This is a genomic window from Kaistia defluvii (assembly GCF_040548815.1).
In the GTDB taxonomy this organism is placed as follows: Bacteria; Pseudomonadota; Alphaproteobacteria; order Rhizobiales; family Kaistiaceae; genus Kaistia; species Kaistia defluvii_A.
The window spans coordinates 2,137,011-2,152,819 of the sequence record NZ_JBEPSM010000001.1; the positions used below are offsets into that span (position 1 = coordinate 2,137,011).

Consider the following 15,809-nt stretch of genomic DNA (forward strand, 5'->3'; position numbering starts at 1 on the left):
GGTTGGATGGAAAATGTCCTGTTGAACATCCGGCCCGCGATCTGCCCCCGTCAGGCGATGCACGCCACGCTCTGACGCTTTCCTGGCCCCACCGGCCACTCGTCCGGACTTCCCGCTCCTGTCCGGTCCCGGTACGCCCAGGCTCCTCGCTTCCGCCGGAAGATGCGCCCTCTCCCGCCGGAGACGCGCGTCCGCAATGCAACGTCGAGCCGCGCGCCCGAGGCGCGGTCCAGCATCCAAACTCTGGACGTCCCCATGTTCCGCTTCTTCGAATCCCGGATCGATCCGTTCCGCAGCCATGACGACAGCATGCCGCCGGCGACGCTGGTCGGCTTCTACTGGCGCTATTGCCGCCAGATCTGGCCGTACCTGCTGATCCTGATGGCGATCGGTCTGGTGGTATCGCTGATCGAGATCGCGATGCTTCGCTATATCGGCTCGATCGTCGACCTGCTGAAATCGACCACGCCGAGCGAGATCCTGGCCGATTACGGGCCGACCTTTCTCTGGATGGGCTTCGTCATCGTCATCGCCCGGCCGCTGGCAGCCCTCGCGCACGATCTCGTCAACCAGCAGACCATCGCGCCCAACTTCACCAATCTGATCCGCTGGCAGACGCACCACTACGTCATGCGCCAGTCAATCACCTTCTTCGCCAATGACTTCGCCGGCCGCATCGCCTCGAAGATCGTGCAGACCGGCCCGGCGCTGCGCGAATCGGTGACGCAGGTGATCGACGCGCTGTGGTTCGTGACGATCTTCGCCGGCTCGGCGCTGGTGATCTTCTGGAGCGCCGACTGGCGGCTGGCGATGCCGCTGCTGTTCTGGATCATCGCCTATGTCGTGACGTTGGCATGGTTCGTTCCGCGCATCCGCGACCGCGCGACCATCATGTCCGAGATGCGCTCTCAGCTCACCGGCCGGATCGTCGACAGCTACACCAACGTCCAGACGGTGAAGCTCTTCGCCCATCCCGAGCGCGAGGACGAATATGCCAAGGAGGCGCTGGTTGAGCACACCGCCGCCTTCAAGAACGAGACGCGGCTGATCACGGCGATGAACGCCACGGTCTCCAGCCTGAACGGCCTGCTCGTCATGGCGACCGGCACCTTGGCCGTCTGGCTGTGGTCGTTCGAGGCCATCACGCTGGGCGCCATCGCGGTGGCAGCCGGCCTCGCCATCCGCATCACCAACATGTCCGGCTGGATCATGTGGGTGGCGGTCGGGATCTTCGAGCAGATGGGCACCGTGCAGGAGGGGTTGGAGACGATCGCCCGCCCCTACGACCTGCTTGACAAGCCGGCCGCCCGGCCGCTCGTCGCCGACAAGGGCGAGATCCGCTTCGAGAATGTCCGCTTCCACTATGGCAAGGCGGGCGGAATCATCGAGGATCTGAGCTTCACCATCCAGCCGGGCGAGAAGGTCGGCCTGGTCGGACGGTCGGGTGCCGGCAAGTCGACCCTGGTCAACCTGCTGCTGCGCTTCTACGACGTCGAGGCCGGCCGCGTGCTGATCGACGGGCAGAACGTCTCGGACGTGACGCAGGACAGTCTTCGGCAGCAGATCGGCCTGGTAACGCAGGACACCTCGCTGCTGCATCGCTCGGTGCGCGACAACATCCTCTATGGCCGCCCCGACGCATCGGAAGAGGCGGTGCGGGAAGCGGCCCGGCAGGCGCATGCCGACGGCTTCATCGAGGGGCTGAGCGATCCCCGGGGACGCCGGGGGCTCGACGCGCATGTCGGCGAGCGCGGGGTCAAGCTCTCCGGCGGCCAACGGCAGCGCATCGCCATCGCCCGCGTGCTCCTGAAGGACGCGCCGATCCTGATCCTCGACGAGGCGACGTCCGCGCTCGATTCGGAGGTCGAGGCGGCGATCCAGGAGAGCTTCCTGCGGCTGATGGAGAACAAGACGGTGATCGCCATCGCGCACCGCCTCTCCACCATCGCGGCGATGGACCGGCTGATCGTGCTAGATCAGGGCCACATCGTCGAAACCGGCACGCACGAGCAGCTCCTGCGCCAGAACGGCCTCTATGCCGGCCTCTGGCATCGGCAGTCGGGCGGGTTCCTGGACCTGCACGCCAACTGAGTCCCACCGCTGGGACAGAGCGGGCGGCCACGCGGGCCGTCCGCCTCTTTCCACCCAATTCAGCGCGATCCCTGCGCATATCCCGTCGCCTTCCCGCGACAATGTGCGCATCGGGTGAGCGCTCTCTGGACATTCCTCGCCGTCGGTGGCTAAACAGCTTCTAATCTGACAGATGGGGACCATGCCGGTTTTCCCATCCATTTCGGCCGGGCGTTCCGGACATCGCACTGATGTGGGCCGCATACGGACGATGACGACGGCAGCGCCCGCTTCCGAGGACTATGAGGGGATCATCTTGGCTGAAAATGCTACGGCAGAACCGACCCGCCGCGACTTTCTGTATATTGCGACCGGCGCAGTAGGCGCTGTCGGTGTCGCGGCCGCCGTCTGGCCTTTCATCAATCAGATGAATCCCGACGCGTCGGCATTGGCGCTCGCTTCCACGGAAGTCGACATCGGCGCCCTGCAACCCGGCGACTCGCTGACCGTGAAGTGGCGCGGCAAGCCCGTGGTCGTGCGCAACCGCACGCAGAAGGAAATCGACGACGCCAAGGCGGCTTCGCTTTCCGAGCTCAAGGATCCGGTCGCGCGCAACGCCAACCTGCAGCTCGACGCTCCGGCCACCGATGCTAACCGCGCCGCGGCCGGCAAGGAAAACTGGTTCGTCATGGTCAATGTCTGCACCCATCTGGGCTGCATTCCGCTCGGCCAGTCTGGCGAATACAATGGCTGGTTCTGCCCTTGCCATGGCTCGGTCTACGACACGGCCGGCCGCATCCGCAGCGGCCCGGCTCCGGAGAATATGGCCGTGCCGGTCTATTCCTTCCTGAGCGATACCAAGATCAAGATCGGCTGACCGGGGGAAATCGAGATCATGTCCGGACCATCTAGCTATCAGCCGCAGAACGCTTTCTTGAAGTGGTTCGAGGCACGCCTGCCGATCGGCGGGCTCATCCATTCGTCGTTCATCGTGTTCCCCAATCCGCGGAACTTGAACTACTGGTGGACCTTCGGCGGTATCCTCGCCTTCATGCTGGTGGCGCAGATCGTCACCGGCGTCGTGCTGGTGATGCACTACACCCCCCACACCTCGCTGGCCTTCTCCTCCGTGGAAGGCATCATGCGCGACGTGAACTATGGCTGGCTGCTGCGCTACCTGCACGCCAACGGCGCGTCGATGTTCTTCATCGCCGTCTATGTTCACATCTTCCGTGGCCTCTACTACGGCTCCTACAAGGCGCCGCGCGAGGTGCTATGGATCCTCGGCATGATCATCTTCCTGCTGATGATGGCCACCGGCTTCATGGGCTATGTGCTTCCCTGGGGACAGATGTCCTTCTGGGGCGCCACCGTGATCACCAACCTCTTCTCGGCGATCCCGATCGTCGGCGAGACCATCGTGACCTGGCTCTGGGGCGGCTTCTCCGTCGACAACCCGACGCTGAACCGGTTCTTCTCGCTGCACTATTTGCTGCCGTTCATGATCGCCGGCGTCGTCGTCCTGCACATCTGGGCGCTGCACATCCCCGGCTCGAACAACCCGACCGGCGTGTCGGTCAAGTCCAGCCAGGACACCCTGCCCTTCCATCCCTACTTCACCGTCAAGGATGCGCTCGGCCTGGTCGTCTTCCTGATCGTCTACATGTGGTTCGTGTTCTACCTGCCGAATTTCATGGGCCATCCGGACAACTACACCCCGGCCAACCCGCTTGTGACGCCTGCGCATATCGTTCCGGAATGGTACTTCCTGCCGTTCTACGCGATCCTGCGTTCGATCCCGGACAAGCTGGGCGGCGTCATCGCGATGTTCGGCGCCATCGCCGTGCTGTTCGTGGTTCCCTGGCTCGACACCTCGAAGGTCCGTTCGGCCAACTTCCGCCCGCTCTATCGCCAGTTCTTCTGGATCCTGGTGATCGTGTCGATCGGCCTGGGCTATCTCGGCTCGCGTCCGGCGGAAGGTGGATACGTCATCGCTTCGCGTATCCTGACGGTCTACTACTTCTTCCACTTCCTGGTGATCCTGCCGCTGCTCGGCCTGTTCGAGAAGCCGAAGCCTCTGCCCGCGTCGATCACCGAGTCGGTTCTCGGCAAGGGTGCGGCCAATGTCACCGCCGGTGCGCCCGCCGCGCCGCAGAGCAAGTAAGCCGCGAGAGGATCACGGATCGATCATGATGAAGTCCCTTTCCGAGAAAATCGCGCGGTTTGGCCTGGTCCTGTCCCTCAGCGTCGCTTCGGCGACGCTGGTGGCCGGCCCCGTCAGCGCCGCAGAGGAAGCCGCCCACGAGACGCCGCACTACCCGCTCGTTCATCCGACGCAGGAGCCCTGGAGCTTCGCTGGCGTGTTCGGCAAGTTCGACACGGCGCAGCTGCAGCGCGGCTACCAGGTCTACAAGGAAGTCTGCTCCGCCTGTCACTCGATGAACCTGATGAGCTTCCGCAATCTGGGCCAGCCCGGCGGACCGCACTTCAGCGAGGCGCAGGTCAAGGCGCTTGCCGCGACCTTCCAGGTGCAGGACGGACCGAACGACGCCGGCGACATGTTCGAGCGTCCGGCCCGCCCGTCGGACCGCTTCCCGTCGCCCTTCCCCAATCCGGAAGCGGCCGCCGCCTCGAACAATGGCAAGGCTCCGCCGGACCTGTCGCTGATGGGCAAGGCGCGCGCCGTCGAGCGTGGCTTCCCCTGGTTCGTGCTGGATATCTTCACCCAGTACCAGGAAGGCGGCCCGGACTATATCCACGGCCTGCTGACGGGCTACCGCGAGCCGCCGGAAGGCGTCACCGTCGGCCCCGGCCTGCATTACAATGTCGGCTTCGGCAGCGGCTCGGCGATCGCAATGGCCCCGCCGCTCTCGGACGGCCAGGTCACCTATGCCGACGGCACGCCCGAGACTGTCGACCAGTACTCGCGCGACGTCGCGGCCTTCCTGATGTGGACGGCCGAGCCGCATCTCGACGCGCGCAAGCGCATCGGCTTCCAGGTGATCATCTTCCTGATCGTCTTTGCCGGCCTGCTCTACTTCGCCAAGAAGAAGATCTGGGCCAAGGTCGCCCACTAAGGCGCGACCGGCAGACATGCATTGAAAAAGGGCCCCGACGGGGCCCTTTTTTTATTGCTGCTGCTGTTGCTGCTGGAAGCTCGTCAGGAACGCCTTGAGGTTCTGGCGCAGCGTTTCCGCATCGGCGCGGAAATCGTCGTCGATCCACTCGCGCTCCAGCTTCTTAAGCAGCAGGCCGACCAGCGGACCGCGATCCACGCCAAGCTCGACCACGTCCCGGCCGGAGAGCGGGAAGGTCGGGATCGGCCATTCCCGCGCCGCAGCGAGGCGCGCCGCGAAATCGTCTGGGGCGAGTTGCCCCTTGGCGGCGGCACAGGTCAGCCCGTCGCGAAAGGCGCCCTCCCCGATCGCATAGAGCGTAGCGTGATCGGCGTCGGGCGGCGAGCTGACGATATCGGTCGCGGCCTCCAGTGCCGCGCGCATGCGGTTGCGCTCGGCATTGGAAAGCCGGAAGCGCAGGCCGATCCGGTCGACATCCTCCTGCACGCGGCCGAACAGAACGGCGAAACGCAGGGCAGGACAAGGTCCGTCAGGCTCGAAATCGGGCAGGCGCGCCAGGGCGACCAAGTCGCCCACGCTGGCGGAAATCAGCGGAAGGATGCCGCTTTCCTGCATCAGCACCAGGGTCGGCACCGCGCCGTTTGCCACGGCCAGACGGCGCATCTCCTGGCCGACCCGTTCGGCCGAAAGCCCGGCCAGGTCGTGCCGGGCGCGGATGGTCGCCGCCAGCCCCTCCGGGTCCGGCGCTCCGGCGCCATAGGCGGCGTGGAAACGAAAGAAGCGCAGAGCCCGCAAGCGATCTTCGGCGATGCGCCGGTCGGCCGAGCCGATGAAACGGATCTTTCGCGCGTCGAGGTCGGCGAGACCGCCGACCGGATCATGCAGCGTCCCCTCGATATCGACGGATAGCGCGTTGAGGGTAAAATCACGCCGCTCGGCATCGGCCTGCCAGTCGCGGCCGAAGCGCACGACGGCGCGGCGGCCATCGGTTTCGATGTCCTCGCGCAGCGTCGTCACCTCGACAACATGGCGATCGCCGATCACCGTCACCGTGCCATGCTCGATGCCGGTCGGCGCGACCTTGAGGCCAGCGGCCTCGGCGCGCGCGATCACCGTCTCCGGCACGGCCGTCGTGGCGACATCCACGTCCGCGACGGGCAGGCCCATCAGCGTGTTGCGCACGGCGCCGCCGATGACACGCGCTTCCTCGCCATCGGTCGACAGCAGTTCCAGCACCTGACGCACCAGCGGCTGAGTCAGGAACGCTGCGTCCCTGCAATCCCTCTGGGTCAATCGAAGCCACCCGGGACGAGCTTGCCATCGCGGAATTCGGCCGGGTGATAGGTCGTGCCGACCTCACCGCCGGAAAGATGCACCAGCCCGATCACGGCGATCAGCACGAGCACGACACCGGCCGCCGACAAGCGGGAAAGCACCTTGTAGTCCCAGTCCTCGCGGGCCAGCGACGAACCGGGCGCGAACTGGCGCCAGCCGGCATAGGCTAGGAACGGCGCCAGGAAGCAGAACAGTGTAATGGCGAGAAATCGCAGCATCTATTGAAAGAGTCTCTCATAGAGACCGCGGATGATCCCGGCGGTCACTCCCCAGATATGGTGTTCGTCATACGGCATTTGATAGAGAGAATGCCGGACGCCATCAAATTCGCGACTGATCGTCTGGTGATTTTCTGGCGTCATCAGGAAAGAGAGCGGTACTTCGAAGGTCGCGTCAACCTCGGCCGGGTTCAGCACCAGGTGATGATCGGGCGCCACCCGCGCCACGATGGCAGTAATGCGGTAGCCGGTGCCGGCGATATAGGGGTCCAGCCCGCCGATCGGCTCGACCAAAGCCGGGTCCAGTCCGATCTCCTCCTGCGCCTCGCGCAGCGCGGCAGCCGTCGCATCCGCGTCGGTCGGATCGATCTTGCCGCCCGGGAAAGCGATCTGGCCGGGATGCTTGCGCAACTGCATCGTCCGCCGGGTCATCAGCACGGTGGCGGTGCTGCGCTCGACGATGGGAATCAGCACTGCCGCCTCGCGCCAGACAAAGCCCTTTGGCGGCACGAATTCCGGGTTGATGACGATTTCGTTCGGATCCGCGACCAGCGGATGCTCGAGGGGCAGCAACCGCTGCCGCGCCCGCTCGAAGAAATGATCCGGCCGGAAAGGGTCGTCATCGTCAAACTGCGTCAAGACGTCACCGCCGCTTCGGCCGGGCCGATGACGAAGAAGTGACCGCTGGAAACCACGCCGATTTCCGCGCCGCGCTGCTCGAAAGCCGAAGCGAGCTCATGCACTAGCGGCCGCGCCAGCCGGGCTTCGAGTCCGCCACGGACCAGGACGTAAGGAACCAGCCCGTCCTCCGCTTGTCCGGGAGCGACCCGCAGCGGATGCTCGGCATCGACGGTGACGACATCGCCGACATTGGTGCGGAGAACCACGGTTTGCGCCGCCCCCTCGCCCTCGACAGCCAGTTCGACCGCGATGAACGGCACGTCCTCGACGGAAATCGCCAGCTTTTCGGCCGGCGTGACAAGGACGTAGCTGCCGTCCGGCTCGCGGCGCAAAACGGTGGCGAACAGCTTGACCAGCGCCTCGCGCAGGATCGGCCGGCCCTCGTGATGCCAGGCGCCATTCCGGTCGATCCGGATGTCGATCACGCCGCAATGGGCCGGATTCCAGAGATGGACCGGCGCCGGTCCGCGCAGCTTGCCCGCCCGTTCGATAAGCCCCGAGAGGGCCGAACCCGGCGCCGAAATGTCCTCGGCCTTGGTTTCGCCCTGCTTTGTAACTGACATGCTAAGTATCATCCTTCCGTGCAGGGCGGCGGAGCCAGAGGCTGACGCTGCCATGCCGGTCGTGCGAAGATTGTACGCGGATCGAGTCACTCGGTCTCGTCGCGACCGTAACCGAAACTATATGGGCCGATATGAGCGCGTTCAATCAGACCTCCATTGCCGACGTCAATCCGGGCCGCACGATCGCCGAAGCCGACGCGGCCGTTGCCTCGATCAAGGCGGCACGCGCCGCCATCGGCAAGGTGATCTACGGCCAGGAGACGGTGGTCGAGCGCGTGCTGGTGACGCTGCTGGCTGGCGGCCACGGCCTGCTGGTCGGCGTGCCCGGCCTCGCCAAGACCAAGCTGGTGGAAACGCTCGGCATCGTGCTGGGCCTCGAGGAGCGCCGCGTTCAGTTCACGCCCGACCTGATGCCTTCCGACATCCTCGGCTCGGAGGTGATGGACCAGGACGAGAACGGACGCCGCTCCTTCCGCTTCCTGAAGGGACCGATCTTCGGCCAGCTCCTGATGGCGGACGAAATCAACCGCGCCAGCCCGCGCACGCAATCCGCGCTGCTGCAGGCCATGCAGGAGTATCACGTCACCGTCGCCGGCCAGCGTTACGACCTGCCGAGCCCCTTCCATGTACTCGCGACGCAGAACCCGCTGGAGCAGGAGGGAACCTATCCCCTGCCCGAAGCGCAGCTCGACCGCTTCCTGCTGCAGATCGACGTGCTCTATCCCGATCGCGACGCCGAGCGGAAGATGCTGTTCGAGACCACCGGCGCCAGCGATGCCGTCGCCGAGAAGGTGACGGACGCCCAGTCGCTGAAGGCCATCCAGCAACTTGTGCGCCGCCTGCCGATCGGCGAGAGCGTCGTCGAGGCGATTCTCAATCTCGTTCGCTCGGCGCGGCCGGGCGAAATCGCCGACAGCAAGCTTGCCGGTGTCATCGCCTGGGGACCCGGTCCCCGCGCCAGCCAGGCCTTGATGCTCGCCGTCCGCGCTCGCGCCCTGATCGACGGGCGCTATGCGCCATCGGTCGACGACGTGATCGCGCTGGCCGAACCGGTGCTTCAGCACCGCATGAGCCTGAGCTTCGCGGCCCGGGCCGACGGGCTCACGGTGCGCGATGTCATCGGGACCCTCAAGTCACGAATCGGGTGACATCTTGAGCGAGACGCGCGCTTCCGTGCAGGCATCCAGCCGTGTCGGCACGAATCTGGCCGAGGCCAAGGGCTTGGCCAAGAGCCTGCCGGACCTGCTGGTCGAGGCGCGCCGGGTTGCGACCACGGTTCTGGCCGGCTGGCATGGCCGCCGCCGCGCCGGCCCTGGCGAGACCTTCTGGCAATTTCGGCCCTTCGTGGCCGGCGAGGCCCCCGGCCGCATCGACTGGCGCCGCTCGGCCCGCGACGACCACTTCTACATCCGCGAGCGCGAATGGGAGGCGGCGCATACCGTCTGGCTGGCCGCTGACCTGTCGCGCTCGATGGATTTCCGCTCCCGCCTGGCGCTCGCCTCCAAGCGCGACCGCGCCGTCGTCCTGCTTCTGGCGTTGGGCGACCTGCTGGCGGCAGCCGGCGAACGCATTGGCCTTCTCGGTCTCAGCGATCCCATCCTGTCACGCAATGCGGCCGAGCGCTTGGCGGAGACGCTGACCCACTTCGACACGGACCAGCCGGCCCTCCCCTCTGCCATGCGGCTCAGCCGCTTTGCCGATCTGGTGGTCATCGGCGATTTTCTCGATCCGCTCGACGAGATCGAGGCGCGCTTGGCCGAATATGCCCGCCATGGCGCGACCGTTCATCTGGTCGAGATCCGCGATCCGGTCGAAGAGATCTTCCCCTATGCCGGCCGCACCGAGTTTCGCGATCCGGAAACGGGCGCGCTTTACACCATCGGCCGCGCCGAGCAGATCGCCGAGGACTATCGCAATCGCCTCGTCGCCCGCCGCGAGACGCTGGCCGCGACTTGCCGCCGCCTGGGCTGGACCTATCTGACCCACCGCACCGACCGCCCGGCGACCGAGCCGCTGCTGGCGCTGCACGCCCGGCTGTCCACCCGCACCACCCAGGGAGATCGGGCATGATCGCCGGCCTCCCCCTCGCCTTCGGCGCACCGCTGGTGCTGGCGGCGCTTGTGCTGCTGCCGGCGATCTGGTGGCTGCTGAAGCTGACCCCGCCCAAGCCACGTCTCGAAAGCTTCCCGCCGACACGAATCCTCGCGGAAATCGCCCGGCGTGACGAACAGCCAGCGCGCAGCCCCTGGTGGCTGACGGCGCTGCGGCTGCTGTTGGCCGGACTCGTCATCCTGGCGCTCGCCGCGCCGATCTGGCGGCCGACGGGCGAAAGCGCACCCGGCTCGGGACCGCTGCTGGTCGTCATCGACAATGACTGGGCCTCCGCCCGCGATTGGGAAACCCGGATCGATACTGCTCGCCGAATCGTGCAGCTGGCCGAGAGCGCCGGCCGGCCGGTCGGCCTGATCGCCACGGCGGAGCCAGCCAACCAGGAATTCGCGCCCACCGATGGCGCGGCAATTCGCACGCGCCTTGATGCGCTGGTGCCGCGCCCCTATCCGACCAACCGCGCGGCCATCGCCGCCGCATTGCGATCCACCGCAAACGCGACCGGGTTTGGCGGTGTCGCCTGGCTTTCGAATGGCCTTGGCGGCCAGGACGCGGAGGATTTCGGCCGCTTTCTGGAGAGCTCGATCCAGGCGCCGGTGACGGTCTATGGCAGCGATGGCAAGGCTCTGCTCGGGCTCGCGGCGCCCGTCGCGACCGCCGACGCCTTGACGCTTTCCGCGATCCGCAGCGACGGCGCGGCCGCTTCCAGCGGCACGCTGGTCGCCCGCGACATGCGCGGTCGCTCGGTCGGCGAAGCGCCGTTCGCGTTCAAGACGGGCGACCTGCGCACCGACGCCGTTTTCAACCTGCCGACCGAACTGCGCAACGAGATCGTCCGGGTGGAGATCGCCGGCCAGCAGACGGCCGGCGCCGTGCAGCTTCTGGACGACCGCTTCAAGCGCCGCCGCATTGGCCTGATCTCCGGCGCGTCGAGCGACAATGCCCAGCCGCTGCTTTCGCCGCTCTACTACATCACCCGCGCGGTTCAGCCCTTTGCCGACGTCATCGAGCCGCGCGATGCCAATGCGGCGCTCGCCGTGCCGCAGATGATCGAGGCCGGCGCGGCCGTGATCGCCCTGGCGGATATCGGCACACTGACGCCCGACGTCGAGGAAAAGCTCGCCGGCTGGGTCGAGGCCGGCGGCACGCTGCTGCGCTTCGCGGGGCCGCGCCTGGCGGCGGCGAGCGCCGATACCGACACGCTGATCCCCGTGCGTCTGCGCGAGGGAGGCCGCGTGCTCGGCGGCAGCCTCTCCTGGTCGTCGCCACAGCCGCTCGCCTCTTTCGCCGCCACCAGCCCGTTCGCGGGCCTCGCGATCGCGCCGGATATCGAGGTCCGGCGGCAGGTCCTGGCCGAGCCGGACGCCAATCTGCCGGCCCGCACCTGGGCAGCCCTCGCCGATGGCACGCCGCTGGTCACCGCCGCGCCGCTCGGCAAGGGCTGGCTGGTGCTGTTCCATGTCACCGCCGACGCCAGCTGGTCCAACCTGCCGCTTTCCGGCACTTTCGTGGAGATGCTGCGCCGGATTTCGGCCTTCGCCTCGGTGCCGCTGATGCAGGACAATGCTGCCAAGACGGTCGAGGGCGCGGCTGGCGCGACGCTGCCGCCCTACAGGCTGCTGGATGGCTTCGGTCATTTCGTATCCAGCGATCCCGTAGCGCGGCCGCTGCCGGCCTCCGGCGCGCCGGTCGACCCCAGCGCCGAACATCCGCCGGGCCTCTATGGCAGCGAGGACGGCTTCCGCGCCATCAACGTGCTGGCGCCCGACGCCACCTTGCCGCCCTTCGACGTCAGCGCGATGAGCCGGGCCGAGCTCCGGCCCTATCCGACGACGGCGCCGATCGACCTTTCGCCCTGGCTGCTGCTCGCCGCGCTCGTCTGTCTGATTGCCGATGCGCTCGCCGTGCTCTGGCTGAACGGGGGGCTCCGGATGCGACGTCATGCGACCGCGTCTGTTATCCTCCTGTTAACCCTGATGCATGGTTTGGCGCCCCCGCCGGCCCATGCCGATGCGGCGAGCGACCGGTTCGCCATGGACGCCGTCAACAAGTCGCGGCTCGCCTATGTCCGGACCGGCAATAGCGAGATCGACGACATGAGCGAGGCCGGCCTGGCGGGACTGTCGCGCGCGCTCAGTGCCCGCACGGCGATGGAGCCGGACAATCCGCTCGGCGTCGATATCGAGAAGGACGAGCTGAGCTTTTTTCCGCTGCTCTACTGGCCGATCGATCCGTCGTCGCCCATGCCCTCCTCGCAGACCCTGGCCAAGATCGACGCTTATATGAAACAGGGCGGGTCGATCCTGTTCGACACGCGCGACGAGCTGGAACGGGCGCCCGGCTCGACCGGCTTCGGCGGCACGCCCGCGGCCGAACGGCTGCGCGCCATGCTCTCCGGCCTCGACATCCCGCCGCTCGAGCCGGTGCCCGGCAACCACGTGCTCACCAAGGCCTTCTACCTGCTCGAGGACTTTCCCGGCCGCTATAGCGGCGGCCAGCTCTGGGTCGAGGCTTCCCCACCGGAGGACGACGCCAACGCCGCCCAGCGTCCGGCCCGGCCGGGTGACGGCGTCTCGTCGATCCTGATCACCGAGAACGACATGGCCGCCGCCTGGGCGACCGATCCGGACGGCCGCTACCTGGTGCCGACCGTGCCGCCGGACCCGCGCCAGCGCGAACTCGCCTATCGCACCGGCATCAACATCGTCATGTACACCCTGACCGGCAACTACAAGGCCGATCAGGTCCATGTGCCGGCGCTTCTGGAGAGGCTAGGCCAGTGAATTGGTCCCTGACCTTCGCGCCGCTCATCCCGCTACCCTGGCTGGTGGCGGTGGCCGTGCTCGGCCTGCTCGCGGTGGCGCCGCTGCTGCTGCGCCACCTTCGCGGCGGCTGGTTGCGGCTGCTGGCGCTGGTGGCGCTGATCGCCGCCCTTTCCGGGCCGGTGCTGCTCGCCGAGGACCGGCAGCCTTTGCCGACCGTCGTGGCGCTCGTCGTCGACAGGAGCGCCAGCCAGGATCTCGATGGCCGCGCCAGCATGACGGCCGACGCCCGCGCCGCGCTGGAAAAGCGTTTCGGCGAATTGCGCAGCATCGATTTGCGCGTCGTCGAGGCCGGCGGCAAGACCGGCGGGGCGCCGGTCGACGGCACGGAACTGTTCACCGCCGTGCAGGCGGCTCTCGCCGATGTCGCGCCGGAACGGCTCGGCGCCGTCGTCATGCTGACCGATGGCGAGGTGCATGACGTGCCGATGCCGCCGACCTCGCCCTTTGGCGGCGCGCCGCTGCATGCGCTGGTCTCCGGCCATGACGACGAGCGCGACCGCCAGATGGTGATCCGCTCGGCGCCGCGCTTTTCCATCGTCGGCGAGAACCAGACGATCGAATACAGCGTGATCGACCAGGGCGCGCCCTCCAGCGAGCCGGTCCGCGTCACCATCAGCCTGGACGGCGAGCCGCTGGCCACGGAAACCGTGACGCCGGGCGCGCTGAACCGCTTTCCGATCCGGATCGCCCATGCCGGACAGAACATCTACGAATTCGAGGCCGCCCCACTCGACGGCGAACTCACCCCCGTCAACAACCGCGCCGCCGCCGTCATCGACGGCATTCGCGAGAATCTGCGCGTGCTGCTGGTCTCCGGCGAGCCGCATGCCGGCGAGCGGATCTGGCGCAACCTGCTCAAATCCGACGCCTCGGTCGATCTCGTCCACTTCACCATCCTGCGTCCGCCGGAAAAGCAGGACGGCACGCCGATCAACGAGCTTTCCCTGATCGCCTTCCCGACGCGCGAACTGTTCTCGGTCAAGATCGACCAGTTCGACCTGATCATTTTCGACCGCTACGCCCAGCGCGGCGTGCTGCCGACCATCTATTTCGACAACATCGCCCGCTACGTCCGCGAGGGCGGCGCGCTGCTGGTCGCCTCCGGGCCGGACTACGCCTCGGATGACAGCCTCTGGAGCACGCCGCTGGCGGACGTGCTGCCCGCGGCCCCCACCGGCCGCGTCATCGAAAAGCCCTTCAGCCCGCGCGTGACAGATCTCGGCCAACGCCATCCCGTGACGCGCGGTCTCGAAGGCGCCGATGCCGAGCCGCCGCGCTGGAGCCGCTGGTTCCGGCAGGTCGAGGTCGACAAGCCGGGCGGCGAGACCATCATGAAGGGCGCCGACGACGATCCGCTGCTGGTACTCGACCGCGAGGGCAAGGGCCGCGTCGCGCTCATGCTCTCCGACCAGGTCTGGCTCTGGGCGCGCGGCTTCGAGGGTGGCGGCCCGCATGTCGACCTGCTGCGCCGGCTGGCGCACTGGCTGATGAAGGAGCCGGACCTCGAGGAAGAGGCGCTTCGGGCAACGGCGCGCGGCGCGACGCTCCTCGTCGACCGCCAGACCATGCAGGAGACGGTCGGCCCGGTCACGGTCATCGCCCCGTCCGGCGCACGTCGCACGCTGACCCTCGCCCCGCAGGCGCCCGGCCGCTTCCATGCCGAGATGGCGGCCGACGAAATCGGCCTCTGGCGCGTCGAGGACGGCGAATATCGCGCCTTCGCGCATGTCGGCCCCGCCAATCCGCGCGAATTCACCGACGTGCTGTCGACCTTCGACAAGCTGCAGCCCGTGGTCGACGCGACCGGCGGGCACATCGCCCGCATGGTCACGGACGGCAAGGCCGACCTGCCGCGCATCGTGCCGATGCGCCCCGGCCGCTCCATGTCGGGCCGCGACTGGATGGGCGTGCGGATGACGGAGGCGTCGGTGTTGAAGGGCGTCGACCGCTGGCCGCTCTTCTCCGGCTTCCTGGGCCTCGCCGCGCTGCTCGGCGTCATGGCGGCGACCTGGTATCGCGAGGGGCGGTAGCCGGCGCGCTCCCGCTTTTTTTGCAAACCGCCCAATCATCATCCTGAGGTGCCCGGCTCAGCCGGGCCTCGAAGGAGGTTCCAGAGCGCTCAGGATTCCCTCTGGCCTCGTAGGAACCGGCGCTCGCAGGGGGAGATTTCGGCGGTCCGCTGGACCCTCCTTCGAGGCTTCGCTCACGCGAAGCACCTCAGGATGATGGCCGGGGGAAAGACAAAGCTAGCCTGAAGTCCCGGGCGCTCAGCGAGCGGCTTACGGCCTCGCCGCAGCTCTAAGCCGCGCGTTCCGCGGCGCCGCCGAGGTCTTCCAGGGCGTCGTCGGTGAGCGGGCAGACGAGGACGCGGGCCGGGTCGGCCGGGGCCGGAAGGGTGATCTGGTAGGGCTTCAGCCGGATGAAGCCGAACGGGCCGTAATAGGGCTCGTCGCCGACCAGCAGGATTACGGCATGGCCGGCTTCCTTGGCGGCCGCGATCGAGGTGCGCATCAGCGACTTGCCGGCGCCCCGACCCTTCCACTCCGGCACGACGACCAGCGGCCCGAGCAGGATGGCGGGCTTACCGCCGATCCGGATCGGCGTCAGCCGCACCGAGCCGATCAGCCGCTCGCCCGATCTTGCCACGAAGGAAAGCTCGGGATCATGCGGAACGCCCTCGCGCAGCAGCGACGCCGCGCGCGCAAACCGGCCGGGGCCGAACGAGATCTCGTGCAGCGCTTCGATGGCGGCATCGTCGGCAGGCTGCTCGGCCTGGACGGTGAAGGAATCGATCTTCATGGAATTGTTTCTCGTCGGAAGGGCATGGCGCGGTCCGACGGAGGCCACCGATCAGGTATAGCGGATCCCGGGGACAGGCGAACGAACGGCGTCGCGTGACAGGAGGTCACGGCCGTCGGTTCGTCGTCGCAG

13 protein-coding genes are annotated in these 15,809 nt (G+C 67.4%); 8 read left to right on the top strand and 5 right to left on the bottom strand.

What is annotated here, in order from left to right; all coding sequences use genetic code 11:
- Nucleotides 1-255: 255 nt before the first annotated feature.
- The 4 genes from ABIE08_RS10090 to ABIE08_RS10105 all read left to right on the top strand — a co-directional run bounded on the left by ABIE08_RS10090 (nucleotide 256) and on the right by ABIE08_RS10105 (nucleotide 5,147).
- Entirely contained in the window at nucleotides 256-2,091 is a 1,836-nt protein-coding gene (locus ABIE08_RS10090) for an ABC transporter ATP-binding protein (protein ID WP_354550708.1), read from the top strand.
- A 295-nt stretch (nucleotides 2,092-2,386) separates the two neighbouring features.
- Nucleotides 2,387-2,947 (top strand): ubiquinol-cytochrome c reductase iron-sulfur subunit, encoded by a 561-nt coding sequence (gene petA / locus ABIE08_RS10095; RefSeq protein WP_354550709.1) that lies wholly within the window; start codon nucleotides 2,387-2,389, stop codon nucleotides 2,945-2,947.
- A gap of 18 nt (nucleotides 2,948-2,965) precedes the next feature.
- Nucleotides 2,966-4,234 (top strand): cytochrome b, encoded by a 1,269-nt coding sequence (locus ABIE08_RS10100; protein WP_266329781.1) that lies wholly within the window; start codon nucleotides 2,966-2,968, stop codon nucleotides 4,232-4,234.
- A 28-nt stretch (nucleotides 4,235-4,262) separates the two neighbouring features.
- Nucleotides 4,263-5,147, top strand: a complete 885-nt coding sequence (locus tag ABIE08_RS10105) for a cytochrome c1 (RefSeq protein WP_436409543.1) — start codon at nucleotides 4,263-4,265, stop codon at nucleotides 5,145-5,147.
- 51 nt (nucleotides 5,148-5,198) lie between these two features.
- Here the strand turns inward: ABIE08_RS10105 and ABIE08_RS10110 are convergent, their stop codons facing one another.
- From ABIE08_RS10110 to ABIE08_RS10125, 4 genes are read right to left on the bottom strand one after another with little or no spacing between them, the layout of a single operon-like run.
- A complete protein-coding gene (locus tag ABIE08_RS10110) occupies nucleotides 5,199-6,440 on the bottom strand; it encodes a CCA tRNA nucleotidyltransferase (RefSeq protein ID WP_354550712.1) in 1,242 nt (413 codons plus the stop codon).
- Nucleotides 6,437-6,700 carry a DUF6111 family protein gene (locus ABIE08_RS10115; protein WP_354550713.1) on the bottom strand — a complete coding sequence of 88 codons (264 nt, stop codon included), beginning with the start codon at nucleotides 6,698-6,700 and terminating at the stop codon, nucleotides 6,437-6,439. The genes ABIE08_RS10110 and ABIE08_RS10115 overlap by 4 nt, the downstream gene beginning before the upstream one ends.
- Nucleotides 6,701-7,339, bottom strand: a complete 639-nt coding sequence (locus ABIE08_RS10120) for a CoA pyrophosphatase (RefSeq protein WP_354550715.1) — start codon at nucleotides 7,337-7,339, stop codon at nucleotides 6,701-6,703.
- Nucleotides 7,336-7,944: a DUF1285 domain-containing protein gene (locus ABIE08_RS10125; protein ID WP_354550716.1), complete on the bottom strand. Its 609-nt coding sequence runs from the start codon at nucleotides 7,942-7,944 to the stop codon at nucleotides 7,336-7,338. The genes ABIE08_RS10120 and ABIE08_RS10125 overlap by 4 nt, the downstream gene beginning before the upstream one ends.
- 131 nt (nucleotides 7,945-8,075) lie before the next feature.
- Between ABIE08_RS10125 and ABIE08_RS10130 the strand changes: the two genes are divergently transcribed.
- The 4 genes from ABIE08_RS10130 to ABIE08_RS10145 are packed head-to-tail and all read left to right on the top strand — an operon-like array spanning nucleotide 8,076 to nucleotide 14,908.
- On the top strand, nucleotides 8,076-9,092 hold the full coding sequence (locus tag ABIE08_RS10130; RefSeq protein WP_354550717.1) for an AAA family ATPase: 1,017 nt from the start codon (nucleotides 8,076-8,078) through the stop codon (nucleotides 9,090-9,092).
- A 4-nt stretch (nucleotides 9,093-9,096) separates the two neighbouring features.
- Nucleotides 9,097-10,014 (top strand): DUF58 domain-containing protein, encoded by a 918-nt coding sequence (locus ABIE08_RS10135; RefSeq protein WP_354550719.1) that lies wholly within the window; start codon nucleotides 9,097-9,099, stop codon nucleotides 10,012-10,014.
- Nucleotides 10,011-12,836 (top strand): DUF4159 domain-containing protein, encoded by a 2,826-nt coding sequence (locus ABIE08_RS10140; RefSeq protein ID WP_354550720.1) that lies wholly within the window; start codon nucleotides 10,011-10,013, stop codon nucleotides 12,834-12,836. The genes ABIE08_RS10135 and ABIE08_RS10140 overlap by 4 nt, the downstream gene beginning before the upstream one ends.
- Nucleotides 12,833-14,908: a hypothetical protein gene (locus ABIE08_RS10145; protein ID WP_354550722.1), complete on the top strand. Its 2,076-nt coding sequence runs from the start codon at nucleotides 12,833-12,835 to the stop codon at nucleotides 14,906-14,908. Before ABIE08_RS10140 ends, ABIE08_RS10145 begins: the two co-directional genes overlap by 4 nt.
- Before the next feature lie 268 nt (nucleotides 14,909-15,176).
- On the opposite strand, the gene ABIE08_RS10150 is transcribed toward ABIE08_RS10145, so the two are convergent.
- A complete protein-coding gene (locus tag ABIE08_RS10150; protein ID WP_354550724.1) occupies nucleotides 15,177-15,677 on the bottom strand; it encodes a GNAT family N-acetyltransferase in 501 nt (166 codons plus the stop codon).
- Nucleotides 15,678-15,809 lie beyond the last annotated feature (132 nt).